This window comes from Sphingobacterium sp. G1-14, assembly GCF_002196555.1.
Taxonomy (GTDB): domain Bacteria; phylum Bacteroidota; class Bacteroidia; order Sphingobacteriales; family Sphingobacteriaceae; genus Sphingobacterium; species Sphingobacterium siyangense.
In genome coordinates this window covers 116,477-140,997 of record NZ_CP021381.1, presented here as the reverse complement: position 1 = coordinate 140,997, position 24,521 = coordinate 116,477, and the positions used below count along the sequence as shown (strand labels likewise).

Below are 24,521 nucleotides of genomic sequence, written 5' to 3'. Positions count from 1 at the left end.
TTTACTATTTTACTAATTCAACCGTTTGAATCCAGCATGACAAACCTCCCCTTCGAGCAGATTTTCAATGGGATCAATATCACTTTCTACGGCTGCTATATGCTCATAAACTGTATCAAGCTCATTAAAGTATTGGTCAATTATTTCTTGTGAATGTCTAATGCAAGCATAAAAATTTGTACTGGCCAAAAACCCTTTCTTTAACATTTCCTGAGTGATGAACGTTTTATATATCAATGCGTTTGGACTATCAAAAGAATAAGTACTTAAAGCCGGAATACCTGAAACTGTAATTTTTAAATTATGTAGATCTGCTAGCTTTTTCCAACCTTCTTGAATAGTTTTTCCTATCATGGTAATCTGTTCATAAGATCTTTCTTCTTCGATGGCTTTAAGGGCCGCCAATGCAGCTGTCGGTCCAATTCTTTCTGTCCAAAAAGTACTACTAATAAATGTTGCTTGAGCCGCTTCCATAACAGCACGTTTTCCAACGATTGCTGTTAATGCATATCCATTAGCGATTGTTTTTCCAAATACTGTTAAATCCGGTTCAACACCGTACTTTTTAAATATCCCCCCATATGTTTCTCGGAACCCGGATGTACATTCATCAAATATTAGAACAATGTTTCGCTCTGTTGCTAAGTCACGGACTTTTTGAAGAAAGTCATTTGTAGGCCCAAAATTCCGCACGACTTCCATCTTTATTACGCCTATATCTTGTTTGTTTACGATGTTCAACAATTCATCAAAATCATTATACATGAAAGGATAAACTGAGTTCTTGAGGTGCTGAGGAACTCCCGCTATACTTAATCCTGACAATAAATGGTTTGAAAGGTCATCCCCCCGCTCATTTAGATTCACCGATAAATACCAATCATGCCAGCCATGATATCCGCAAATCGCTACTTTATCTTTACCCGAAGCCGCACGTGCAATTCGGATAGCAATAGCGTTTGCCTCACCACCACTTCTAGCGAAACGCACCATATCAGCCCATGGATTAATCTCAATTAATTTTTCAGCTAAATAGACTTCTTCTGGGCAATTTAAAGTAGTCATATTTCCAGCAGCAACAACACCCTCTACAGCTGTATCTACCCGTTTATCGGCATATCCCAACGTATTTGTACCAACTCCCATTAAAGAAGTATCATAAAACATATTACCATCCAGGTCCCATACTTGACAACCTTTGGATTTGGAATAATATGCAGGCCACAAATCAGGTAAAAACATTTCTGGCCTTTTTGACAGCAACATCGTCCCTCCTGGAATAAGAGTTTTTGCTTTCTGATATAATTCTTGTCCTTTTCCCATTATTAATCTTTTTTTAACGATTTGAGATAACCTTCATTTCTAATAATTCCTGCGTTTAGGTCAGAAATACTAGAATTTAATAAATATTTCGTGTAATCTAACCAAGAAGCGTCCTTCCCAAGTGCTAAAATTAGCTGCTCAATTACATTAAAATCTACCTGTTCATCCACAGTCATGCGCACTTTGGAATAATCTGCAGAACAAGGGAAATCTAAACATGTAAATCCGTTTTTAGAATTCCGAATATAAGGAGTTACATGTTCTCTTTCAGACAATAAAGATGCTTCTTTCCAAGCCCTTTCCAAGGCGCTAAATTTAAATACTTCAACATCCTGCCCATCGGGAAAGTTTTCTATAATTCCCGTTGAGCAATAGTCAACATCGTTCACTAACGCGCAAGAAATCACTGCATCTATTAGATCTGGATCTATAAGTGGGCAATCTGATGTAACCCTTACAACCCATGTGGGTCTTTCATTTTTAATACTTTGATAAAAGCGATCAAGAACATCATTTTCAGAACCAGCAAAGCAATAGAAATTATTTTGCTCGGAAATATCCCTTATTATTTTATCCGCTGTATTATCAGTTGTTGCAACGATTACTTTATCGACTCTATGCGCCTTTCTTATCCTATTTAAATGTATGATCAACAGCGGCTCATGATCAATTTCCATCAGCACTTTACCTGGCAACCTGGTACTACCTGTACGAGCCTGCGTAATCAATACTACGTTAGCTTGTTCCATAATGTAGGATTAATTAAATCTATATCTTTTATTTTAATTCTTTCGACCTCCATTAAAGCTTCTTTTGGGACGCTTCTTTGTAAACTTACAATATTCTGCAGCAATTGCGCCCAATTATCTACCCCTATTAATATGCTATTGATCTTCCTATTTTCAAAAGCATAATGGAGAGCCAAATCTTGTATTGATATGTCATACCTTTCGGCAATACCATTAATAAGTGACAATTCCTCTTTTAAAGATCTTGCAACCGGATTTTCACTTTCAGGAGACATAAAGAACAGCCCCTGTAGGAAACTGGATCGCGTATGGATCTCTTTATTCGAATTTGATGCCTTTTCTAAAACCTCATTTCGAAGATGACAATTATCAAAAAGATTATACGGCATCTGGATGAAATCGATTAAAGGATCTTCAATCGATTTTATTGCTTCTTCATTTGTATAAACTGAAACACCTATCTTATTAATGTGTCCCTTTTCTTTCAATTTACGAAGCTGTCTACAAACGTCTTTTATTTTACCCTTATAGGAGTCGAAAGAATGAAAAGAAAAACCATATAGGCTATCGACCTGCAAGTCGTTAAGATACCTTTCAACTTTATCGTCAATTTGCTCCGCAAACTCATGCGGCAGCTTTGTTAATATATTAAAGCGCGCAGAAGCATTCCTACGATGAAACAAACCAATAATTTCATGCGCATTACCATAAGCTTCTGCCGTGTCCAAGAATGTAATTCCTGATTTGAATGCTTCCTCTAATAATGTCAAACTATTATCTAGCGTTATCTGTCCATGCACATTGTTAATACCGTATGGCAACCCGAGCTGAACTGTACCTAAAATTAGCTTATTCAGCATAAAATTTTGCAATTAAATCAATAACGATTTGCTGTTCATCTTGTGTTAAGGTAGGATACATTGGCAAGCTTATACACTGTTTGTAATACTTTTCAGCGTTAGGCCGATCGCCTTCTTTCCAGCCCAGCTGTCTATAATACGGCATTAAATGGCAAGGAATATAATGAATCTGCGCGAACACATCGTTGGCACGCAAATAATCGTATAATTCTTTCCTTTTAGGAACTTCAATAACATATAAATGATACGCATGTCCATCAACATCACCAGACTGTCCCTTAATATTCGGAATGGTAGCAAAAGCCTTGCTATAGATCGAGGCTATTTCCTTTCGCCTTTCAAGTCCTTGCTCCGCTCGTTTCAACTGGCTATTACCTAATGCCGCCTGAAAATCGGTGATTCGATAATTATAGCCTAGCATTTGCATTTCCATATACCATTGAGGATATGAATCTTTTCCGCCGGCGAATTCGATAGAATTTTGATAAGCATCATCGTTTTTCACGATTCCATGCGTTCTCAACTGAAGTAACCTACGATATAAAAATTCATCGTTAGTAGTTATCATTCCTCCCTCCCCTGAAGCTATGTGCTTGACGGGATGAAACGAAAAGATTGCCAAATCGGCAAAAACACCATTTCCACAAAGCTGCTTATTAGCTTTAGAATCGATAAAATATCCTCCTGGCGCATGACAGGCATCTTCAATAATCCACAAACCGAACTCATCGGCTAGTATTCTAAATGCCTCTAAGTCTACTGGCCTACCGGCAAAATCAACAGGAATTATTCCAGCATACGTCCCTTTTGGGGCAGCTTCAAGCAAATCCCTGACGGAATTAATATCTAACAAATAGGTTTTTGGATCTATATCTGCAAAAATAACATCTCCGCCACAATAACGAATGCAATTCGCGGAAGCGGCGAAGGTAATAGGCGTAGTGATCACTTTTTGGCCTTCCTTAACATCCAAAGCCAAAGCACATAAATGTAGAGCTGCAGTTCCATTGGCTACCGCAACTGCATATTTTGCACCGACATATTTTGCAAACGCTTCTTCAAATTCTAGAATTTTTGGCCCTTGAGTCAAAAAATCAGATTGCAAAGTTTCTATAACAACTTGGATATCTTCTTGCGTAATATGCTGTTTTCCGTATGGTATCGCCATAATTAAAGATTATATTGTAAAACTTGGATCCACATGCTCAACGATCAAACTCCTCAATGAATCAACCGTTTCCCAATCTGTATTCTCACCAGAATTATATTTAAAGCCTAGTTTAACTTTCTCAGCGTTAAATGTTGAAATAAAATTAGATAAACTCCAATTTGTAACAGCAGGAAGTATAACATAATATTTTCCCAAATCATAGGTATTAAAGGAGTCGGACGGTGTTATCATTTCTTCATGTATCTTTTCCCCAGGACGAATACCGACCACCTTATGCTCACATTCCGGCCCTATCGCCTCAGCTACGTCCATAATCTTATAAGATGATATTTTAGGCACAAAGATTTCTCCTCCCCATGCCGTAAAAAGTGCATGCATGACCATATCGACACCGCCGCTAAGTGATATGTTAAACCTTGTCATATTTGCATCTGTAATGGGCAAAATACCTTCTTGTTTCTTGTTGATAAAAAAGGGAATTACAGAACCATTCGACCCCATAACGTTACCATATCTAACCACAGAAAACCGGATTGGATTATTTCCTTTGATATTATTTGCAGCAACAAATAATTTGTCCGAAGCTAGTTTTGTTGCACCATATAAGTTAATAGGAGCACACGCTTTATCAGTAGATAGTGCCACTACACGCTCAACATCTGTTTCTAAGCAAGCATCAATTACATTTTGTGCACCATGAATATTCGTTTTAACACATTCATCTGGGTTATACTCCGCGATGTGAACATGTTTCATTGCTGCGGCATGTATTACATAATCGATTCCCTTCATCGCACGAACAAGCCTGCTTTTATCCCGAACATCTCCTATAAAAAAACGTACCTGCGGGTATAGCGATTCTGGATATTCCTGAGCCATTTGAAACTGCTTTTGCTCATCCCGAGAAAAAATCACTAATCTTTTTACCTCTGGATATTGTTGCAAAATATGCTTAGTTAATGCTTTGCCAAGAGATCCTGTTCCTCCTGTAATTAGTACTGATTTATTTGCTAAATTCATGATTATTTCATTCATTACGAATTATTCTGTTATTTAATAATCCCTTTAAATAAAAGGGTCAACCCTGCTATAAATGCTCCCATAATAAAAGCCATCACGGCAGCTTTAAGCAAAGCTATTTTGTCGTTTTCTAACGGCAATCTCGGTTCATCCACTATCTGAATCAGTGGAGAATCCTTCAAAAGATTCATTTTCGACATTTCTAAATGTTGGACCAATTGGCCTAAAATAGCTTTATTTGTCTCTGCAGAAAATTGAGATCGTTGAACCGGAGCAATTCTCTGCGCCTGCCTAGCGGGGTTTAAGTTGGGGGTCTGATCAACAGTGATTGCGGCAGATGAAATTGCACCGTTCATAACCGATCGAACCGAATCCACCTTATTTTGTAAAATTTTAACTGTCTCAAGAGACTTTTTGGTTTTTGTCCGGACATAAAAATCATTCACTTGATCGACTAAGGAGATATTCAATTCCTGCGCAAAAGATTCATCATCTGATCTTACCGCAATTTTTAGTAGAGACAATTTCTTATCTAACTTTCCAACGTCAAGTGCATTCCGCTTAATATCGGATACTACAGCAGTAACAACACTATCCCTTTTTCTTTGTAATAGTTTATCTGGTTGTGTTGTATTATTAAAATTTATTTTAAGAAGATCAGGCGAATTTTTTATCCAATTTTCTTTAATATGTTCCTGATTGAGGTATTGATCCAGAAGTGTTTTGTGAGATTCTGTACTTGCGTTTTGAAGTAGTGCAGCCTCAATCATTTTTTGGGATTTGTATAATTCCAAAAGATTTTCTCCTTGAAAAATACCGTTTCCCCCACCCTGTAAATCTATCCCTACCATAGCTGCAACACCGGCATACTGTCCTAATCCACCTCCTTGGTCTCCTGTCTCCAGCACGAATGTCGTTGTCGCGGTATAAATAGTTTTTTTACTCTTAGCATACCAAAAACCAATTATTCCACAAATTACTCCAGCTATTAATAAAATATACCATTTAGAAATTAGATAATTAAATGGTTTCTTTAACTTGAAAACGAGCTCTTTTATTGAAATTTCGTCACTCCCAACTCTTTCACAATTATTATTTCCTTGATTCATTTGATTAACGTAATAAAGAAACAATAATAGCTGCTAACGAAGCAATTCCCGTACCTAGTCCTACCCAACCCTGTGCAGTCATGCGCTCTCTAGGTGCTCTCTTAGGAACAACGATTTCAGCCCCTGGTTTTACCTCTGGGTACCCACCATCTTTCCCCTTTACGGCGCCATTCGCATATTGAACAAAGACACGTTTTTTTAGGGCATTATCTGTAAACCCGCCAGCCTGGTTCACGTAATATTTTAAGTTCTTCCCTTTCACGTAAATAACGTTATTGGGGTTCAAAACCTCACCTACAACTTTTACTGTTTCCAATTCCTTTGGAACATTGATAATATCACCATCTAAAACCAAAAGATCCCCTTTTTCATAAGGTTTTTCTAAGATTTTATTCAATTCAATACCCACAAGGTCACTCGGTTCAATATCCGAAGCTGAGGTTCCTTGTTGTGATACTTTTGCTAAAGCGCTACTTTTTGCTTTCGAATTATCTCCATTCTCTTCTTCAAGATCTTTATATTTTGCCGTTTTGCCATCTTTTTCATCAATATCAAGACTATCCTTTTCGAGCTCTCTTTTCAAACGCTCTTTCTCTTTCTTCTCCGCTGCCTTTAATTTGGACATACCTGTACGTTTCAAAGAAGCCCCTTCTGTATAAGCATAAGGCGTCAAACCTCCTGCGCGCTTAATAATATCCGAAATACGTTCATCCTCGCGTGCAATTGTATAGAAGCCTGGATAAAGTACCTCCCCTTCAATTTTTACCTGACGCTGCGTACGGAAACCGGCATCGCCCAAAATTGAGATGACATCATAAGGTTGTAAGGTCAATGCAGGATCCAATAAGACCCCATCTTTAATATCCACTAAAATGGTTTTTGACGAGCGATGATCATTCACATCTAGGTTTTGTATACGTCGAGCAATTTCTACCCGTGCATTTTTAGCCGCTTCAGTCAATCCCCCAGCTTTCTGAATAAGGTCTCCCAACGTAGCATTGCTCGCAAATGGAAAATCTCCGGGAAAGCGAACTTCTCCTTGTACAGTAAATTTATATTCGTCTCTTAAATCAAAAATTGAAGCAATTTCAATCTTATCTTCTCTTTTTAAAGGAATATCTGCTACAGTTCCGGCTAGGATATCGTGTACATTAAAATTGATCAATTCGGATGTATTATCTGCTTTCAAACGATTGATGATCCCGCGTTCCAAAAAGGCGTCTTCGCGTACGCCATCAGCCATTTCCAATACTTGTTTAAGAGTCATACCTGGCTCCAAACCAAATATCCCAGGACGAAATACGGCCCCTAATACACTAATACGATTGGCAAAACGCTCCAATATGGGTTCTACGATATATTGATCGCCGCTTTTAGGCATATAATTGGCAAATTGATCGGCATAGATATCCTGTACACTGCGTTCACGGCCTGTTGTTTGCAAAACTTTGACTTTAGCACTATAGGCATTTTCTGTAAAATCTCCAGCATAACGTAGGATATCAGAAAGCGATTCTCCCGGAACCGTTTCGAAAATTGCAGGCCTTTTTACTTCACCTTCAAATTGTACACGTGCACCATACACTGGAATATGAATTATATCCTGATCTTGTAATCGGATATTCCCTTGTTGAATGCCATTCGCCAAAAAATCGTACACATCGATCGTGCTGATCACCCTATTGTCGCGGATAACTTGAATCTTACGGTACGTTCCATTTTTATTAGGCCCTCCTGCAGCGTAGAGCGCGTTAAATACGGTTGCCAAAGAGGGTAAACTATAGGTACCCGGTTTTGTGGCTGCGCCAGTTAATGTAACACGTATAGTGCGGATATTACCAATGGTGACACTCACCTGTGTACGTCCAGACCTTAGGGCTGGATAAGTGCCGCTCAAACGTTGTTCTATTTTACTTTTGGCCGCTGCGATGGATAAACCGGCGACATTGATCTGACCTACATATTCGATTTTAATAGTTCCATCAGGGCTTACGGGAAGTTTATACGAAGCTTCATTATCGCCTGTAATATCTAACAGAATTTCATCGTCTGGACCAATAATATAGGAACTGGGGGTAGCCATACGTAGATTTGGCTCAAAAGTGATGGCGTTATTCTTAAAGAGATCCGAACCAAAAATCTTTAACTTTCCCTCTTCACTATCAACTGAATCTCGCTTACCCGTTTGTTTATTTTGTAGCGAATCAGAATTCGATACTCCGCCCACTTGACGGACGCCACTCTGACTATTACTTTTTGTATTTGATAATTCCTTTAACTGATCCGGTTGCTGTTTCTTCCTTTTGATTTTCACCAGACGATCCTTTAATTTCTGAACTTCCACGGCAGACACCCCTTGTGCACGGGCAAAACCATCCAATTGGCTTTCATCGTAGCCCATTAATGCAGCCTGCTTCACATATTGCTCAATCTGAGCATCACTAAGATTATCAACTTTTATATTCGCAGGATTGGTTTGGGCAGATACTGTTCCCACAAATCCTGCTATACATAACCATAATATTATTCTTTTCATTCGATACTTCGGCATTTTGCCGCAAAATTAGTAAAACTATTTAATTAAATGGTTTATAAATTTACTCAACGAAACCCATTTTTCCTCATCTGTACCTCTTTTAGCTCAGCTGGTCAAAGGATTCATCAAAATTTTATAACGTCATTATATCGGTTTCTGCTACTACATAATTTTCGAATAGCACGCAATATATAAATACCTACCACCTCCTTTTGCTTTCCCTTACCATATTTGGAGGCCGTTCGAGGCGCTGCACAATATTACGTATTACTCTAATGGTCAATAAAAACTTACAGAACAGGAATAGATTCGTTCAAGTAGAATAATGAAAGTTTTATTAACTTCGTAAAGTTAAGCATAAATTAAATAAAAAGTCCAATCCTTAATCTTTGGCTATCCATATGTCTAATAGCCTTGTTCAATTGTTCCTATAAAGACAATACAAAAGGAAAACAGAAAAACAACCTGGCACAACAACCTCATGTTGGACAAGGCAAAAGTCAATCGAACAGACTTTGATTATTTCATCAAACAATACGAGCATTATTTATACGACGGCAATTCGCCCATGCGTAATGATATTGGTTACGAATCGGTATTGCGCTAACTAATCAAAAAAGATTTGCTTTCAGACCTTGAAAAAGAAGCCTAAAGACCAACCTATTAATTGGTGCTCCGCAATAAAGAGGGAAAAACTGCCGAAGACTTTACTTATGAACTAGCAAATGGCAAAAAACAAAAGTTATCGGATACAAAATCAAAATATACCTTCTTGACCTTCTATGATCCGGATTGCTCGCATTGCAAAGAAACCATGCATCAGCTTCGTGATACGCCACAATTAGTACAGCTCTTTTTACAATTACAGGTGCAAGTACTCGCGATCGATCCATGGGGTGACCGCACGAAGTGGAAAAACTATCAGTCACAGCTGTCTGACCAATGGATCAACGGTTTTGACGGCGAAAGCAAAATATTGTCTTTCAACCTATACGACCTCAAAGCTTCACCAACGATTTACCTCTTGGATGAAAATAAAAGGGTGCTATTAAAAGATACCTATTTACAACAGGTCATTGCTTATTTTGTTAAAACTAATTCTTAGCTAATGTCTGAAAACACAAGCGAAGGCAGAACACGAGTTATTTCAAATGAAGACTATTTTGCTGAAGTGCAACGCATCCTTCGTGAAGGCAAGGAGGTGCGCATACGTGTCAAGGGTGGTAGGGAATCGCTAGCTTTAGCCAGCAATATACTGGCCAAAAGAAGACTGGTTCCATATCCGTTTGTTTCGCCGCATTGCTGCTAAATTGAAATTCTGAAACTATAATTCAACAATTTTATAGGAGCACTAACCTATAAAATTGTTGAATTTAAGTAACCTGCTTAAGACAACTCCTATAAATCTTTTCTGTAGCTTTAGATTATAAAACTATCAGATAAAATATTCAATTCAATAAGATCTATTTTCTAAACGAATAGGTTATTTCTTCAAAATGAATGAAATACTACAAAAACTAACAACACGCTGTAGCACTTTCTATAAATTTAACGTTGAGTAAATTAAGATAAGTAAATATATGTATATTTGTAACGATTATACTAGCTCGAATTGTGATGAAAGTTTTTACAATATGTAAAGATCCTACAAGGCAACACTTTTATTGCTCAACGCAATAAGCCACAGCAACCTGTATTACAGGTATTTAAAACCAATTAAAACGGTAAAATCCAGTTAGCGGTATATTAAGGGGTACATAATTCGCAGTTACAAGATAATCAACATATTTATTTTAGCTATATAAATATCAGAGAGAGTTAAGGGTATTAAGATGAGAGTATTAATTTTAGGGGGAAAAACTGGCTTCATTGGCAGCCATTTAAGCACGAAGCTCAAAGATCCATTTCAATGTGATTTTGTGTCCATGAGAAACCTCAGCTGGGCGACGGATAATATTTTAGCCGACTGCATGATCAATTTAGTCGGTAAAGCGCATGACTTTACAGGAAAGGCAACGGAAAGTGATTTCTTTTTTGCTAATTTTGAACTCGCAAAAAAAGCTTTTGAGCTATTCATTTCCTCACAGGCAAAGTTATTTATTCATATTAGTTCACTGGCAGCTATCGAAGAAGTCGAATCTGCAAAATCACTCTCGGAAAATGCATCCTACAACTCCGTATCGCCATACGGCAGATCTAAACAGGCTGCCGAAGAATGGCTTTTGAGTCAGAAGTTACCGACAGATAAGAAATTAATTATTTTACGTCCGCCCATGGTACATGGTGCTGGGGACAAAGGCAACTTAAAACAGTTATTCTCCATAGTCAGTAAAGGAATCCCCTATCCATTGGTTCGATTTAAGAATAAACGTTCTTTTCTTTCTATCGATAACTTTTGTTTCTATATCGAACAGATCCTCTTGCAAAACGAAAAATTGAGTTCAGGAATCTACCATCTATCCGATGACGAAACCTTATCGTCAAATGAAATTGTGAAAATTATGAAACAGGAGACTGGGCTAAAAATCCCTTGTTTTCCCTTGCCAAAGCGCATCATCTCCTTTCTATCTAAGCTAGGGGACCATACGAGAGCATTTCCACTAAATACATGGCGTTTAAAAAAACTGACAAGCAATCTTGTGGTTTCAAACAAAAAAATAAAAGTTGCTCTGGAGATAGAACGTTTGCCCAAAACAGCAAAGGAAGGTCTGCGTGATACCATACGTGCATTAAAGCAACAACATTAAAACTATTTCTTTTATTATTTCATTATGGACTTATGAATGGAAAACGATTAAGCCCGTATAGCGTATGAGAAAGATAAAAAATTGTACCTTGAATACGAGCCTTTTATAGTGTATTTAAGGCACAATTTATTTATGTTTGATAGGATAACGCATTGATTAAAATTGCACCATATAGTAAATGGGTTGTTTCTAAAATAGCAGACTATTTGCGTTTAATAGTTCGTCATGCAATTTAGCAACGGGCGGCCTTTAATATAAGGTATCGATAATATAAGGTATCGAGTTTAACTTGTTAAAAATATTTAAAGCTTATAAAATTAAGATCAGATTTAGTTTGAGAACAATAGGTTCAGATCATTTGATTGTGGCCCCTAGCCAAGATATGGTTGACCTATCAACAGTTTATACGCTAAACCGCTCTGCAGCATGGTTGTGGGAACAACTCAAAGGAAAAGAATTCACGATTGACACTATTGGCCTCAGTCGCTTTTCTTTGGTACATGGCCCCGATGCTGGCGCTGATGATCTTGGCCATATCCCCTCTTTTTGTATTTTCAAAATTGTATTTCCGCAAGATGCGTAAGCTTAGCAAGGAAGTCAAGGAAGAGGAAAGCAACTTTTCAAAGGTGCTGCAGGAAAATCTTCGTTTTCGACTCCTCATTCGGGCCATGGGCATCTTCCCAAAAAGAAGAGAGAAACTCTTAACGAGCAGCATCAATTATTATTGTTGAAAATACGCCAGCTCAACTTCTCCACATACACTCAGGGAGCCATGAAAGTAGCCATGAATGCCGGTTATTTAATCGCTTTTATCTGGGGGATCTATCGATTACAAGCGGGGCAGATTTCATTTGGTACCATGACCGCTTTCCTACAACTGGTTGCACGGATTCAATCGCCCATCCTCGCACTGATTGCTTATATCCCCGGCTTTGTGCGGTTCCGTGTATCTGCAGATCGACTATTGGAATTGCAGGCTGGAGAAATCGAACCTCAGGTAACACAACAGCGTCTCCATGAGACTCAGGAGCTTCGGATCAGCGACCTCTCCTTCCGCTATGAAGATCAATAGGTGTTACAAAATTTAAATCTTTCCTTAAAGGCAGGTGAGCCCACCGCTATTATTGGACCGAGTGGAAAAGGAAAGACAACTTTGATACGTTTGCTGCTGGCATTGCTAAAAGCTGAAAAGGGACAAATTAGGCTTTTAGATAAGGATGGTGAAAGAGAGTTAACGACCAGCCATCGGATCAACCTCGCTTATATTCCGCAGGGAAATTCACTATTCAGTGGTACCATTCGTGAGAATTTACTCCTTCATGTGAAAGAGGAAGGGGCAATGGATATGCAGAAAGCACTTTGGCTTGCCTGTGCGGAATTTGTATTTGACCTACCCGACGGAATTGACACAGTCGTCGGCGAATCTGGCATCGGCCTATCGGAAGGGCAGGCACAACGCGTTGCTATTGCCCGCGCACTCATGCACGACGGTGACATATGGCTCTTCGATGAGGTTACTTCCGCATTGGATAAGACGACATCGGATACGTTAATTCATCGACTATTGGAACATGGAAAGCACAAAATCTGCTTGTTTGTAACACATGACGTCCACCTGGCCGAAAAATGCCAGCAACGTATTTATCTCGACTAATCCTAATTCGAGCAACATAGTGGATCAATAAGAATCATATCGGCACAATAGACAAATGAAAAGAAGTAGCTGACATCAGCTATGAAATAAAAAGAAATGACCGGCAAGTACTTAGCCTGAATTTCTAACAAGTTTTTAAAAGACAAATCGGGCGAACCCACGAAATAATTATTTAAACATGAATTTGACGACATCATCCGAATTATCCCAGACACGCTACCGTATCGCGGAATTAATACTGGAGTTTAATCATCCTGCAGACTATCCGCTAACCAAGCTTCTTCCTTCGTTTCGCGACTTCCAATGGCTAGACCCCACCGACAAAACAGACATTAGTATCACTGTCAGTGTAGCAAAAGCACCAATTATTTTCCAACATGAATACCATTTTGGAAAAAATCATCGCTCAGGCTCCTGTTGGCTACTTAAAATGTTTGCCGGATGCTGCCGCAGCAGAACTGTGCCATTCTTATCTTTTTTCGAACGAATAAAAGGGACCAGATTCGTACTTTGTTCGTACCTGCTTCGGATGCGGACAGACCGTGACCCAATAGGCAACTGACCTTGACCAGATCCTGAACAGGAATTATCTGTTCAGTACCTGCACAAAATTTCTATACGTATTCATCAGCCCCGAACGCGGTCCGAAGACAATACGAAGAACGTGCGAAGAAATGAAATAAAAAATCCCCCATTTGTCGACGAGATCTTTGGGGATTTTTTTATAGCTTTTTTTGATTAGCGTTTCTTGAACATGCCGCGCTCGGGACGGGGATTGACCAGCCCTTGGCTAATGCTTCTGCGGCTTTTGCTGCTCACAGTACTTAATGCAGCCTTAGTTGTGATACCGGGCAAAGCATCATTCAATGCCGTAGCCAGCATCGTCTCCTTCTTATCACCAAAGTCGACAAAAACATAATCATCAACATTACTTTTATCGGGACTAAGTCCGTCCCAATACTCAGATGCCCCTTTGGAATTGCGCAGCATAAAGGATACTGGCCAAAAGGAAACTTTATTGCGAATCACTTCTTCAAAAAATCCGACAGGCTTACCGTAGGTTCGGTTACCCGAAGCGATCACCTCGACGGTCAGATGTGGTTTGAGCACATTGATCAACATCTCTGCTGCCGAGGCAGTACCTTCGCTCACAAGAAAGTAAACCTTAGTCAGATTGAGACTACTGCTCCCACTGAAATAGGTATTTCCAAATTCCTTGCTGAGCTGTGCATCATTTTTGATGTAATCGTTTACATCATAGGTCAACATCAATCGCTTATCCGCACCGATGGTTCCAGCGATTTTATCGGCAACATAAACGGAGGATTCGACGTAACCTCCACCATTGTAACGCAGATCAACAATCAGGCTCTTGATACCGGCAGTTTGAAACTTCGTAAAGGCATCGTCCATATTCTTTTTGTTGATCGCACTGCTGCCAATCTCTTCAAACGAAGACAGGGCTAAATAACCAACACTACTGCCATTGTAGGTGTAGACCTCATCTTTATAAATTGGATTGATCGTATAACCATTGGCGTAAGTAAGATCTTCGCTCATCGTTGTCCCGTCCTGATGTTTAACCTGCAGTTTAAGTGTACCAGCGTCCAAGGCTGCATTCAGCTTATTCATCATTTTGTCCCGGGCACTTGCATCATTAATCGAACAACCAGTCGTCGTACAGGTAACAGCAATCGAATAATCGGAATCGCCGTTGACAGCAGTAATAAAATCTGAACGTTTAAAACCTGCTTTTTGGGCAGGAGATCCGCCCTCGACAAAATAAATAATAGGTTGTGCTGTTTTTCCATCTTCTGTACCCAGTTGCACATAGATGCCATACCCATCGTTCGTATCCATCTTAAGTCTGCCAGAAGCTGTTGTTCCGGTATTATAACCATCTAGCCCCAACATATAGGAAAACCGGTCCAATACACCTCCTGAATAAGAAGCATGTGCTGGAGTCATCTTCTTCAATGCGTCGAGCACCAAATCTGCTGAGCCATATTTATCGGTGAATTGAGAAGGATCACTGGTATAATCAGGAATGGATTTGTCCCAAAGTGAATATAACTTATAATACTTATAGATATCATCCTTGATCAGCTGCGCTTCGGTACGCGCCACTGGTTCGGGTTCGGGCTCAGGCTCCGGTTCAGGGCTATCCTTTTTACAAGAGAAAACTAAAAGTCCAGTCAGTGCTAGGATAACCAGACGTCCTGTTTGTTTTAATGGCGCTACGTTCATAGTTGAAACATTTGTAAAACAAACATAAATAATTTACTCCGATCCACAATAAAAAAAACACGCTGACCATGGGGAGTGCCAGCGTGTTTACTACCTATTGAAAAACGTTAGGAGAACAAGCAAAGGCATAAGATAGTTTTAACAAAATCAAAAAATACCCGCCAAGCCCGTTTTTTATAACATATTGATTTAATACTTATATTTCTCTTTCCATTTGTCCCGTAAACTCTGTCTCAATTTTTCCTCCTGTGAATTTTGCCCAGGCTCATACAATTTGACACCACTAATTTCTTTGGGCAGAAATTCCTGAACGACAAAGTTTCCCGGATAGGCATGTGCATATTTGTATTCGGCCCCATAATTTAAGTCCTTCATCAATTTGGTCGGCGCATTACGGATATGCAGCGGTACCGACAGATCACCAGTTTGTTTCACCAAGGCTTGCGCTTTATTGATTGCTTCATAGGAAGCGTTGCTTTTAACTGAAGTAGCCAAATAGATAACCGTTTGCGAAAGAATGATACGTGATTCGGGCCACCCAATGACATTGACAGCCTGAAAGCAATTGTTCGCCAACAACAAGGCATTCGGATTGGCATTGCCAATATCTTCAGAAGCTAAAATCAACAACCTCCGTGCAATAAAGGATGGATCCTCCCCGCCTTCGATCATCCGTGCAAGCCAATATACTGCTGCATTCGGGTCAGACCCGCGGATTGATTTAATAAAGGCCGAAATAATATCGTAATGCTGCTCACCCGCTTTATCATAAATGGCCATATTTTGCTGTACCTGCTTCAAAACAAAAGCATTAGTAATTGGCTCTTTGTGCAGTACAGCAGCATTCACAACCAATTCGAGAACATTCAACAATTTACGTGCATCGCCACCAGACAACCGCAACAAGGCCTCATATTCTTCTACAACAATCGCTTGTTTCTGTAAATATTCATCTTCATGTAATGCTTTTTGAATTAATCCAATCAGATCTTGTTCTGAAAGGTGTTCCAATACATACACCTGGCAACGCGAGAGCAACGCCGAGATGACCTCGAACGATGGGTTTTCTGTTGTTGCACCAATCAGTGTCACAAGACCGCGTTCAACAGCCCCTAAAAGTGAATCTTGCTGCGACTTGGAAAAACGGTGAATCTCATCAATAAATAAAATGGGTTGATCTTGGTTGAAGTTCATCAGCCGTTCGGCTTTTTCGATGACTTCACGAATATCTTTCACCCCTGCCTGAATTGCACTTAATGAAAAGAAAGGCCGGTCGAGCGCTCTTGCGATCAGCAAGGCCAAACTTGTTTTCCCAACCCCGGGAGGTCCCCACAAAATCATGGATGGAATATTTTTTTGCTGGATCGCATGATAGAGTACCGCATCTGGGCCCACAATATGTTGTTGTCCCACATAATCACTCAATTGCCGCGGTCTAAGTCGTTCTGCTAATGGAATTCGTGTCGCCATAACACAAAGTTAAAAATTAAACGGCACAGCAACTAAATATTTTAGCTTTATTCATCCAAACTCTGCTATTATGACTTCTGCAAAGCGATAAGCATCAAGCTTTCACACGCATAGTTTTGAGGGTCATCATTCGCCGTTCGCTATTACTTTAACATTTTTTCACACAATTTTTCGTCATATTTGCGCTATGATATATGTAAATTGCTTGTGGCAGCGCATAACCGACCGTACAGGTTTATCGAATGAAGTAGTAGATTGCTCAAATATGCCCTTTAGCTAAATTTATGTAGACGTTAATAATAACGTAATATTTTATGAGAATGACAAAATACTGGATTGCTATAGTTACCGCTTTGACTGCATTCATGAATATACCATGTCAGGTAATCGCACAGGATGCCGCCAAAGATTATACGGGCGCAATAAAACAATACGATGCTTCCTTTAAAGGTATCGGTCCAGAGGTCTATTTTTTACCACCTCCAAAAACGGCCAATGAAATACTAGCAGAGAATTATGCGGACAAGAAGTCTTTCAGCAAAGAAATTGCCAGGCAGCTCCTGCTCCAGCGACTGTTATTGCAACTGCGGAGCACCAATAACGTGGGCCATTTTCAATATTTGATGAACCCCATGCCCACTGCGGCAAAGAGCTGGGATACTGCTATAGAGAGGCAAACGAAGGCTGAAAACTGGATTGCTGGCTATGCGCTTGCCAATGAAGCCGCCTTATTTTCAATTAAAAATAACGATAGCAGCAACGCCTCAAAATTTCTATATCAGGCGCTTTCCTTGGCAAATCGTACCGATAACAGGGATGATATTGCCACCATTAATATGAACATCAGCAATTTCCAGCTGTATCGTGGAGACTTTGTACGTGCTGAAGAGAGTGCACAAAATTATCATACCTATGCCATGAAGAGCAAAAGCTATGCAGACCAAGCCAACGCCTGGCTTCTAATTGCTATGGCACGAGCCGGTCAGGGAAATTATAAAGCTGCCGAAAACAATATTATCCGCAGTGCGATCCCTTTGCTCAATAAGGCCAAAGCCTATGAGGGGAAGATTTTCGCATGGGAAATGCTTGCTGAAATTTATTTTAAGCAAAATAAATTTACCGAGGCTCAGTGGTTTCTGCTACAGGCCCGCGACTTGGCCAATGCAAAAAAACTAGGTAGCGAGCTTGCTGAAATCGAATACTTGCTGGCCTCATCCAAGCAAAAAGATGGTAATTATAAGGTGGCGATCAAAGAATTTGTGCAAGCGGCAGAACTCGCTTCAGATGAAAATAATAAACAACTGTCGCTGGCTATATTGGACAAACTTGGTGAAGTATATCTTGTGCTAAAAGATTATCCATCTGCTGATCAGACCTACAAAGCCTATACGCAGTTGAAAAATGAATTGTACAATTGAAACATTTAAAACAATCTACCCCTTCTACTGGTCTTTTGAAAGAGCCGTCTACAAAGAGATTTTAAGCTTTTTGTAAATATTGAAGGATAAATCAAATAAATTTTTAGATTCTGCGATAATGTGCTACGAATTTCACTAAATTTAGCACGCTTATCAATAAGAGCTGAATATTTTTTAAATAAAAATGATTATTAAAACCGTCGAAAATATGTTTAGGAAACTCATATTTGCACTTTTTGTTGTATCCATTGTTTCTTGTGGTTCAAAACCACGGGTAGCGCTTCCTGATGATGGAGGGCTTAAACCAAGCACACAACATCAGATTATCGCTAAAGAAGTCTCTGGATTATTGGAAAATGCGAGCTACAAAAAGGTCAAAATGAATGATTCGATATCGGGCATCATATACGATAATCTGATCAAAAGTTTGGATCAAGGAAAAAATTACTTGCTTCAATCGGATATTGATGAATTTCAAGCGTACAGAAACAATCTTGCGCAGGATATCAAAAATGGAGATCTTTCTGCTGCATTCCATATTTTTAATGTCTATTCCAAGAGATACCTGGACAGAATGCAATATGCGCTTTCAGAAATTGACAAGAAACAGGATTATACAAAGGATGAGTATTACCAACCTAACCGTGAAAAACTGGGCTGGTTTAAAACTGCAGATGAAGCCAACGATCAATGGCGTAAACGGGTGAAATACGACCTGCTCAACTTAGAAACTGCCAGTGGAAAATCTACGGACAGTGCGCGAACCAAACAGGTGGAAACATTAAAAAAACGCTACGTCAATTTGATCTCTCAGGCCAAAAAAACCAATGCAAACGATGCTTTTCAAGTGGTTATGCAAGCATTGACCGATGCTGTTGATCCACATACGTCCTATTTTAACCCATCCTTTGCCCAGGCGTTTAATGAGGGAATGGCCAATACGTTTGAAGGGATCGGTGCAAGATTATCCATCGATAATGAAGCGGTAAGCATCTTCGAAATTATCCCCGGTGGACCAATATTCAAGGACAAGAGTATTCATGTCAATGATAAGATTATTGCTGTAGCCCAAGGTAAAGATGGTGAATTCGAAGACATTATTGGCTGGAGACTTGATGCAGCCGTAGCAAAAATCAAAGGTCCAAAAGGAACCATTGTTCGCCTGAAAATTATACCTGCTGGTCAACCCATGAACTCTCATCCGCGCATTGTATCTTTAGTACGTGAGAAAATCGTCGTTGAAGAAGAGTCTGCGAAAAAAGAGATTATGAACGTCAAAGGTGCCGATGGAAAAACGTACAAAGTGGGTATCATCAATATTCCGAAGTTCTACATGGATTTTGAAGCTTACAGAAGACGCGATCCAAACTATAAGAGCACAACGAGAGACGTTAGGTTAATCTTAGACACCTTGAAACAGGAAAAAGTAGATGCTGTGGTTATCGATTTACGATTCAATGGTGGCGGTTCCTTACCGGAAGCCATTGATTTAACAGGTTTATTTATCGACAAAGGTCCAGTTGTACAAGTAAGAGACACAAAAAATAACATCGATGTCGAAGAAGATAAAAACGCGGGTGTATCCTGGGATGGTCCATTGGGCATCATGATCAACCGCTTCTCGGCTTCGGCTTCTGAAATCTTTGCTGGAGCGATCCAGGATTATGGAAGAGGTATTATCTTGGGATCTCAAAGTTATGGTAAAGGAACAGTGCAATCGGCAATCGACATGTCTCGCGTTATTAGCCCAACCAGCCGCTTATTGCTAAAGGCCTCGGGTGAAAAAGATCCGGACACCCCAGAAGGTGCTCCTCAATATGGACAGATCAATATCACACTCGGTAAATTCTACCGTGTAAACGGTAGTAGTACACAACATAAAGGGGTTACACCAGATATCGTATTCCCTTCACAGTTCTCCGCAGAAAAATTTGGAGAGAGCTCAGAAAAATCAGCACTCCCTTGGGATCAGATCCAATCGAGCAACTTCAAAAAAGTAGCTGATCTAAGTGCTGTTGACAAAAAATTAGAAGCAATGCATGAGGCACGCATTAAAAACTCATTGGAATATAAGTATCTGAAAGAGGATATTGAAGAAGCTCAAAAAGATGAGGATGTTAAAATTCCATTGGAACTCAACAAATTCAAAAAAGAGAAAGATGACAACCTCAAGAAAAATAGGGACCGCATCAACGCTTTATTGAAATTGCAGGGTAAACCAGCTTGGGAGGAAGGTAAGTCCCAACCTAAAATCGATCTTGACTTTGTGAAAGATGAAAGTGCCAAAGTGATGACCGATTATATCATCAACTTTCAAGCAAAAAAATAGAACGAATGCTCTCTCTTAAAAAAGGCAACCGTAATCGCGGTTGCCTTTTTTTTTCTGAAAGTGTCTGATCTTATTGGCTAGAAAGAACCTTCAGTTCGCTTTTATCGCTGTTGGTGTCTTACGAAGCAATGAAGGTTTTATGACCCTCATCACAATAGGGAGAGTTTAACATTAAATTCACGTTTTCTTTGTAACTTACCGCTACATTCATTGTTTTAGTAATATACCGGTACTGCTTAAAGTCCCAATGATTCCCATAGCTCATACGCTAAAGATTTTGCAGGACAGGATGCACCAACCAGGTTATAGAAGTTAAACGTATAAAAAAGAACATCATGAAACGTATCCTCCTGTTAACTGACTTTTCAGAAAATGCTCTTCTGGCAGCACAACAAGTAGCCCTATGTACAGAAGCCTGGAAAACGCAAAAGGTTATTATCTACCATACGTACAACAGTGTTACCATTGTCAATAACGAACCTATTGTCATTGTCAATGATGAGGTAAAAGAGGCCAAAGAGAAAGAACTGACACAATGGTTTGACCAAATTAGATTATTGTTCCCTCCACAAGTGGAACTTACACATCAGATGGAAGATGTTGATCTGCCATTGGGGGTCAACGACATGTGTAAATCGCACGACATTGACCTTGTCGCATTGGGTATTACCGGACAAACAGGTTTTGCTAAGATCTTGGTCGGAAGTAATGCTATTACACTGATGGACATCTGCATTAAGCCCATGCTTATCGTTTCCCATAAGGTAAATCCTGCCGTCCCCAAAAATGTGTTGGCGACAACCGATCTGAAGGAGGTAGACAGAAAACTGGATTTATTCAATTTAGATCAGGTGTTAGATACGTTCAATGCACAATTGTATGTGTTGAATGTTGCTAAAAAAGAAGGTTCAGCCGCAGACTTGGCACAGGAATTAAAGCACCTCCATGAACGCCTAGATAAATATCATCCGATTTATGACTACATCAGCCATGATGATATTGCACTAGGTATTGAAGAATATGCCAAAGAGAAACATATTGATCTCATACTTTCATTCCATAAAAAGCAAGGACTATTAGCGAGCCTATTCAAAACAAGCATTTCTAAAAAAATAGCCTGGAATGGCGCGGCCAACTTATTGGTTGTTCCCATGGATAGATTGTAGAAATCTGTGCTTTGTACATATCCACAGCGATGGACTCCTTGTCCAATAGAAACAAATTATACGACAAAAACGCCGCAATGTATGCTAAATTGCGGCGTTTTTGTCATATCGTTGTTCCTCCAGGAAATCTCTTCCCGAGAAATCTCTTATTTCTTGTCAACCGAATGTTTACCTGGCCCAATAAGGATAAGTCCTAAAAACACAAAGCAAAGCTCAATCGCATGTGATGCACCAGCGATACCATCTCCTTTAGAAAGATGCATTAATCCAGCGATGACCATCGTAAATGCAAGCAATAATGCCGCTGGTCGGAAAAAGAGCCCCAGCAGTAAAAATAGGCCCCCAACAGTTTCGGTAGCAGCTGCCATAAAGCCCCAAAAAGTAGGCATAAAATGAATACCAATATTACCCATTGATTTTCCGACACCTGCCCAGACCTCAGGACCGCCCTGCAATTTGGGCAGACCATGCATGATCATCATCACCCCAAGTCCAACACGCAAGACCAAAAGTCCCGTATCCCTATATTTACCCAATGAATTCCAAATTGCCATAAAAAACGTTTAATTTATTAAAACTTGAATTACCGATCTCCCTAAATTAATGAAATTATTTAAATTGAACAGCTCACCGTACTCACCATAATAAATAAAGCTATTGCATTTATAATACTTAATGCGTAATTTGATAACGATAGACCCGATTATAATGCTTTGGAACGGCTAAGACAGCGTAAAAGACCTTAGCCACGGATTATGGATCAACAAATAACTAAAGGATGAAAAACCTACTCTTGTTAACAGACTTTTCGGACAATGCCTATGCTGCTGCTCGATATGCCGCACAATTAGCTCCACTTTGGGGCATTGAAAAGGTTGTCCTATACCACACATACGAAGTAATCCCTACCGTAGGTACTGAACCTGTTGTCATCAGCAATTCAGAAATCTTGGAAGAAAAACAAAAGGATCTCAATACCTGGCAACAGGAACTGATGTTGCTTTTTCCTGAGGGCATTGCCTGGAAATCAGTTCTTGAAGAATATGAACTGAGCTATGGCGTAAACCGTACCTGTGCTGAGGAGGACATTGACCTTGTTATCGTCGGAACTGCAGGTAAAAGCGGCCTAAAGAAACTGCTTCTTGGAAGCAATACCCTCAAGCTGATCGAAAATTGTCACACACCATTACTGGTGGTCCCCGCACGAGCAGAATTTCGGGTACCCAAAAAAATGTTAATCGCCACCAATCTCAAAGAGGTAAAACTAAAATTAAACCGTCTTTTGGTTAATGCGTCCGAAGTATTACGGAAAAGTGAGGTCTATGTCGTCCATGTGACTAAAGAAGATCCTGCAAATAAGGCGGTAAATGCCGAAATAAAAACCATGCAGGATTTACTGGCGCCTTATCATCCCATCTATAGTTATATCCTCAACGCAGACATTGCTGCAGGGATCAACCAATACATCAACGAAAATCATATCGACATGATGGTCACTTTCCATCGGGACAAGGGCTTATTAAGTCGAATTTTCAATACGAGCATTGCGCAAAAGATGGCCTGGAAGAGTCAGGCTGCCATGATGGTCATCCCTGTACATTCGGGATAATCAATAAACGGGATAATCAATAAATAAAACAACGAGATTCTGTTCAGCTTCCCCTACAAATAGGTTAACTGAACAGAATCAGCTGTAGTCTGCAATTTTACTTTTCGCCCAAATACCAGGGCGTGATTATCATCAATATGTCCGGCAGGATAGCCAAATGCTACCGGAAAATCATATTCTTTCACTATATCCCACACAATTTCCTCCACACGCTGCCCAAAAGCAGGATCATTGTCTTTCATCGCAGAAAAGCCCCCTACAATTAGACCATTCAATTTTTTTAATTTCCCCGCGCGCTTCAATGCCCTTAGCATTCTGTCTACGGAATAATAGGCTTCACCTACATCCTCTATAAATAAAACTTTATTCTTGTAATTGACATCCGAATTGGAAGCAAGTACAGATAGTAAGATTGCTAAATTTCCACCGACCAATTTTCCTTCGCCTTTACCCGCACGATTGGGGAATAACGTTTGCTCGTAGGCAAAATCCATAGTATGTCCAAACAATGCATTTTTTAAGGTTTCCAACGATGCTTTTGTGCCCGTTTCAAAAGACTTTGGCATCTGTCCATGTATTGTTGCAATTTTATAGTTCCGTTGAATATGACTATGCAATACGGTAATATCGCTAAAACCCACCAACCATTTGGGATCTTTTTCAAAGCTTGAAAAATCTATCTGATCGACAATACGAACACAACCGTAACCTCCGCGCGCAGCAAAAACCGCTTTAATCGACGGATCATCCAATGCCCACTGCAGATCGGCAGCGCGCAACTTGTCATCTCCGGCAAACTGATGGAACGATGTCCCAACAGTCTTCCCAACCACAACCTCCAGGCCCCAGTTCTCCAATGTTTTTATGCCAACATCAATAGATCCACGTATAAAACTCGCAGGACAAACGATAGCTACTTTATCGCCTTCTTTCAGAAAATCAGGTATTTTGGACATCTTTTTTATCGCTAATGATCAAACAAAACCTTCATGGCTTCGAAGACAGCAACAGCTATGCAAGCGAACTGAAGAATCTTTCTGGCCAATAACATCAAACACTTTCAAAAAAAAGGACCGCTACATTGCAGAGTCCGATTAGAAATATACTTGATAT

24 protein-coding genes are annotated in these 24,521 nt (G+C 39.7%); 13 read left to right on the top strand and 11 right to left on the bottom strand.

Going from position 1 to position 24,521, the window contains the following annotated elements:
- Positions 1–12: 12 nt before the first annotated feature.
- Genes CBM24_RS27445 through CBM24_RS00595 form a run of 7 tightly spaced genes read right to left on the bottom strand, consistent with a single transcriptional unit; the run spans position 13 to position 8,768 of the window.
- The gene (locus tag CBM24_RS27445) at positions 13–1,323 is read right to left on the bottom strand and encodes an aminotransferase class III-fold pyridoxal phosphate-dependent enzyme (RefSeq protein WP_198386012.1); all 1,311 of its coding nucleotides are present in this window, start codon (positions 1,321–1,323) and stop codon (positions 13–15) included.
- Positions 1,324–1,325: 2 nt separating this feature from the next.
- A complete protein-coding gene (locus CBM24_RS27440; protein ID WP_198386011.1) occupies positions 1,326–2,072 on the bottom strand; it encodes a cytidylyltransferase domain-containing protein in 747 nt (248 codons plus the stop codon).
- Positions 2,054–2,932, bottom strand: a complete 879-nt coding sequence (locus tag CBM24_RS00615) for an aldo/keto reductase (RefSeq protein WP_088159826.1) — start codon at positions 2,930–2,932, stop codon at positions 2,054–2,056. Before CBM24_RS00615 ends, CBM24_RS27440 begins: the two co-directional genes overlap by 19 nt.
- Entirely contained in the window at positions 2,922–4,100 is a 1,179-nt protein-coding gene (gene pseC / locus CBM24_RS00610; RefSeq protein WP_088159825.1) for a UDP-4-amino-4,6-dideoxy-N-acetyl-beta-L-altrosamine transaminase, read from the bottom strand. Before pseC ends, CBM24_RS00615 begins: the two co-directional genes overlap by 11 nt.
- Positions 4,101–4,109: 9 nt before the next feature.
- Positions 4,110–5,138, bottom strand: a complete 1,029-nt coding sequence (pseB, locus tag CBM24_RS00605; protein ID WP_088159824.1) for a UDP-N-acetylglucosamine 4,6-dehydratase (inverting) — start codon at positions 5,136–5,138, stop codon at positions 4,110–4,112.
- 14 nt (positions 5,139–5,152) lie between these two features.
- Positions 5,153–6,232: a lipopolysaccharide biosynthesis protein gene (locus CBM24_RS00600; protein WP_088159823.1), complete on the bottom strand. Its 1,080-nt coding sequence runs from the start codon at positions 6,230–6,232 to the stop codon at positions 5,153–5,155.
- Between the two features lie 4 nt (positions 6,233–6,236).
- The gene (locus CBM24_RS00595) at positions 6,237–8,768 is read right to left on the bottom strand and encodes an SLBB domain-containing protein (RefSeq protein WP_088159822.1); all 2,532 of its coding nucleotides are present in this window, start codon (positions 8,766–8,768) and stop codon (positions 6,237–6,239) included.
- Positions 8,769–9,249: 481 nt separating this feature from the next.
- Between CBM24_RS00595 and CBM24_RS00590 the strand changes: the two genes are divergently transcribed.
- The 9 genes from CBM24_RS00590 (at position 9,250) to CBM24_RS00555 (ending at position 13,731) form a co-directional block, all read left to right on the top strand.
- A complete protein-coding gene (locus CBM24_RS00590; RefSeq protein WP_088159821.1) occupies positions 9,250–9,375 on the top strand; it encodes a DUF5106 domain-containing protein in 126 nt (41 codons plus the stop codon).
- 63 nt (positions 9,376–9,438) lie between these two features.
- The gene (locus tag CBM24_RS00585; protein WP_157698332.1) at positions 9,439–9,873 is read left to right on the top strand and encodes a peroxiredoxin family protein; all 435 of its coding nucleotides are present in this window, start codon (positions 9,439–9,441) and stop codon (positions 9,871–9,873) included.
- A 3-nt stretch (positions 9,874–9,876) separates the two neighbouring features.
- Positions 9,877–10,077: a hypothetical protein gene (locus CBM24_RS00580; RefSeq protein WP_088159819.1), complete on the top strand. Its 201-nt coding sequence runs from the start codon at positions 9,877–9,879 to the stop codon at positions 10,075–10,077.
- Positions 10,078–10,600: 523 nt separating this feature from the next.
- The gene (locus CBM24_RS00575; protein ID WP_088159818.1) at positions 10,601–11,515 is read left to right on the top strand and encodes an NAD-dependent epimerase/dehydratase family protein; all 915 of its coding nucleotides are present in this window, start codon (positions 10,601–10,603) and stop codon (positions 11,513–11,515) included.
- Positions 11,516–11,849: 334 nt separating this feature from the next.
- The gene (locus CBM24_RS27435) at positions 11,850–12,098 is read left to right on the top strand and encodes a hypothetical protein (protein WP_198386174.1); all 249 of its coding nucleotides are present in this window, start codon (positions 11,850–11,852) and stop codon (positions 12,096–12,098) included.
- Positions 12,016–12,246: a hypothetical protein gene (locus CBM24_RS28005; RefSeq protein ID WP_088159817.1), complete on the top strand. Its 231-nt coding sequence runs from the start codon at positions 12,016–12,018 to the stop codon at positions 12,244–12,246. The genes CBM24_RS27435 and CBM24_RS28005 overlap by 83 nt, the downstream gene beginning before the upstream one ends.
- 41 nt (positions 12,247–12,287) lie before the next feature.
- Positions 12,288–12,587, top strand: a complete 300-nt coding sequence (locus tag CBM24_RS00565; RefSeq protein ID WP_088159816.1) for an ABC transporter ATP-binding protein — start codon at positions 12,288–12,290, stop codon at positions 12,585–12,587.
- Positions 12,588–13,169, top strand: a complete 582-nt coding sequence (locus CBM24_RS00560; RefSeq protein ID WP_088159815.1) for an ATP-binding cassette domain-containing protein — start codon at positions 12,588–12,590, stop codon at positions 13,167–13,169.
- Between the two features lie 178 nt (positions 13,170–13,347).
- A complete protein-coding gene (locus CBM24_RS00555; RefSeq protein WP_088159814.1) occupies positions 13,348–13,731 on the top strand; it encodes a hypothetical protein in 384 nt (127 codons plus the stop codon).
- Positions 13,732–13,907: 176 nt separating this feature from the next.
- Here the strand turns inward: CBM24_RS00555 and CBM24_RS00550 are convergent, their stop codons facing one another.
- Both CBM24_RS00550 and CBM24_RS00545 read right to left on the bottom strand, forming a co-directional pair.
- Positions 13,908–15,416: a S41 family peptidase gene (locus CBM24_RS00550; protein ID WP_088159813.1), complete on the bottom strand. Its 1,509-nt coding sequence runs from the start codon at positions 15,414–15,416 to the stop codon at positions 13,908–13,910.
- A 189-nt stretch (positions 15,417–15,605) separates the two neighbouring features.
- On the bottom strand, positions 15,606–16,886 hold the full coding sequence (locus tag CBM24_RS00545; RefSeq protein WP_070565875.1) for a replication-associated recombination protein A: 1,281 nt from the start codon (positions 16,884–16,886) through the stop codon (positions 15,606–15,608).
- Between the two features lie 314 nt (positions 16,887–17,200).
- On the opposite strand from CBM24_RS00545, the gene CBM24_RS00540 reads away from it, so the two are divergent.
- From CBM24_RS00540 to CBM24_RS00530, 3 genes are all read left to right on the top strand, one after another.
- On the top strand, positions 17,201–18,304 hold the full coding sequence (locus CBM24_RS00540) for a tetratricopeptide repeat protein (protein ID WP_157698330.1): 1,104 nt from the start codon (positions 17,201–17,203) through the stop codon (positions 18,302–18,304).
- A 208-nt stretch (positions 18,305–18,512) separates the two neighbouring features.
- Entirely contained in the window at positions 18,513–20,633 is a 2,121-nt protein-coding gene (locus CBM24_RS00535; RefSeq protein WP_088163410.1) for a carboxy terminal-processing peptidase, read from the top strand.
- Between the two features lie 335 nt (positions 20,634–20,968).
- Positions 20,969–21,799 carry a universal stress protein gene (locus CBM24_RS00530; RefSeq protein ID WP_088159811.1) on the top strand — a complete coding sequence of 277 codons (831 nt, stop codon included), beginning with the start codon at positions 20,969–20,971 and terminating at the stop codon, positions 21,797–21,799.
- A 146-nt stretch (positions 21,800–21,945) separates the two neighbouring features.
- On the opposite strand, the gene CBM24_RS00525 is transcribed toward CBM24_RS00530, so the two are convergent.
- Positions 21,946–22,353, bottom strand: coding sequence for a DoxX family protein (locus CBM24_RS00525; RefSeq protein WP_088159810.1), 408 nt, complete (start codon positions 22,351–22,353; stop codon positions 21,946–21,948).
- A gap of 224 nt (positions 22,354–22,577) precedes the next feature.
- Here CBM24_RS00525 and CBM24_RS00520 point away from each other — a divergent pair, with 224 nt between their 5' ends.
- Positions 22,578–23,408, top strand: coding sequence for a universal stress protein (locus tag CBM24_RS00520; protein WP_075990521.1), 831 nt, complete (start codon positions 22,578–22,580; stop codon positions 23,406–23,408).
- Positions 23,409–23,461: 53 nt separating this feature from the next.
- On the opposite strand, the gene CBM24_RS00515 is transcribed toward CBM24_RS00520, so the two are convergent.
- Positions 23,462–24,364 carry an LD-carboxypeptidase gene (locus tag CBM24_RS00515; RefSeq protein ID WP_088159809.1) on the bottom strand — a complete coding sequence of 301 codons (903 nt, stop codon included), beginning with the start codon at positions 24,362–24,364 and terminating at the stop codon, positions 23,462–23,464.
- Positions 24,365–24,521 lie beyond the last annotated feature (157 nt).

Excerpts from the sequence above, each read along its gene's own strand:
- pseC (WP_088159825.1), bottom strand. The coding sequence starts at position 4,100 with ATGGCGATACCATACGGAAAACAGCATATTACGCAAGAAGATATCCAA.
- CBM24_RS00535 (WP_088163410.1), top strand. The coding sequence starts at position 18,513 with ATGTTTAGGAAACTCATATTTGCACTTTTTGTTGTATCCATTGTTTCT.
- CBM24_RS00555 (WP_088159814.1), top strand. The coding sequence starts at position 13,348 with ATGAATTTGACGACATCATCCGAATTATCCCAGACACGCTACCGTATC.
- CBM24_RS00595 (WP_088159822.1), bottom strand. The coding sequence starts at position 8,768 with ATGAAAAGAATAATATTATGGTTATGTATAGCAGGATTTGTGGGAACA.
- CBM24_RS00525 (WP_088159810.1), bottom strand. The coding sequence starts at position 22,353 with ATGGCAATTTGGAATTCATTGGGTAAATATAGGGATACGGGACTTTTG.
- CBM24_RS00575 (WP_088159818.1), top strand. The coding sequence starts at position 10,601 with ATGAGAGTATTAATTTTAGGGGGAAAAACTGGCTTCATTGGCAGCCAT.
- pseB (WP_088159824.1), bottom strand. The coding sequence starts at position 5,138 with ATGAATGAAATAATCATGAATTTAGCAAATAAATCAGTACTAATTACA.
- CBM24_RS00530 (WP_088159811.1), top strand. The coding sequence starts at position 20,969 with ATGAAACGTATCCTCCTGTTAACTGACTTTTCAGAAAATGCTCTTCTG.
- CBM24_RS28005 (WP_088159817.1), top strand. The coding sequence starts at position 12,016 with ATGGCCCCGATGCTGGCGCTGATGATCTTGGCCATATCCCCTCTTTTT.
- CBM24_RS00540 (WP_157698330.1), top strand. The coding sequence starts at position 17,201 with ATGAGAATGACAAAATACTGGATTGCTATAGTTACCGCTTTGACTGCA.
- CBM24_RS00590 (WP_088159821.1), top strand. The coding sequence starts at position 9,250 with ATGTTGGACAAGGCAAAAGTCAATCGAACAGACTTTGATTATTTCATC.
- CBM24_RS00515 (WP_088159809.1), bottom strand. The coding sequence starts at position 24,364 with ATGTCCAAAATACCTGATTTTCTGAAAGAAGGCGATAAAGTAGCTATC.
- CBM24_RS00550 (WP_088159813.1), bottom strand. The coding sequence starts at position 15,416 with ATGAACGTAGCGCCATTAAAACAAACAGGACGTCTGGTTATCCTAGCA.
- CBM24_RS00565 (WP_088159816.1), top strand. The coding sequence starts at position 12,288 with ATGAAAGTAGCCATGAATGCCGGTTATTTAATCGCTTTTATCTGGGGG.
- CBM24_RS00580 (WP_088159819.1), top strand. The coding sequence starts at position 9,877 with ATGTCTGAAAACACAAGCGAAGGCAGAACACGAGTTATTTCAAATGAA.
- CBM24_RS00600 (WP_088159823.1), bottom strand. The coding sequence starts at position 6,232 with ATGAATCAAGGAAATAATAATTGTGAAAGAGTTGGGAGTGACGAAATT.
- CBM24_RS27445 (WP_198386012.1), bottom strand. The coding sequence starts at position 1,323 with ATGGGAAAAGGACAAGAATTATATCAGAAAGCAAAAACTCTTATTCCA.
- CBM24_RS00545 (WP_070565875.1), bottom strand. The coding sequence starts at position 16,886 with ATGGCGACACGAATTCCATTAGCAGAACGACTTAGACCGCGGCAATTG.
- CBM24_RS00520 (WP_075990521.1), top strand. The coding sequence starts at position 22,578 with ATGAAAAACCTACTCTTGTTAACAGACTTTTCGGACAATGCCTATGCT.
- CBM24_RS00615 (WP_088159826.1), bottom strand. The coding sequence starts at position 2,932 with ATGCTGAATAAGCTAATTTTAGGTACAGTTCAGCTCGGGTTGCCATAC.
- CBM24_RS27440 (WP_198386011.1), bottom strand. The coding sequence starts at position 2,072 with ATGGAACAAGCTAACGTAGTATTGATTACGCAGGCTCGTACAGGTAGT.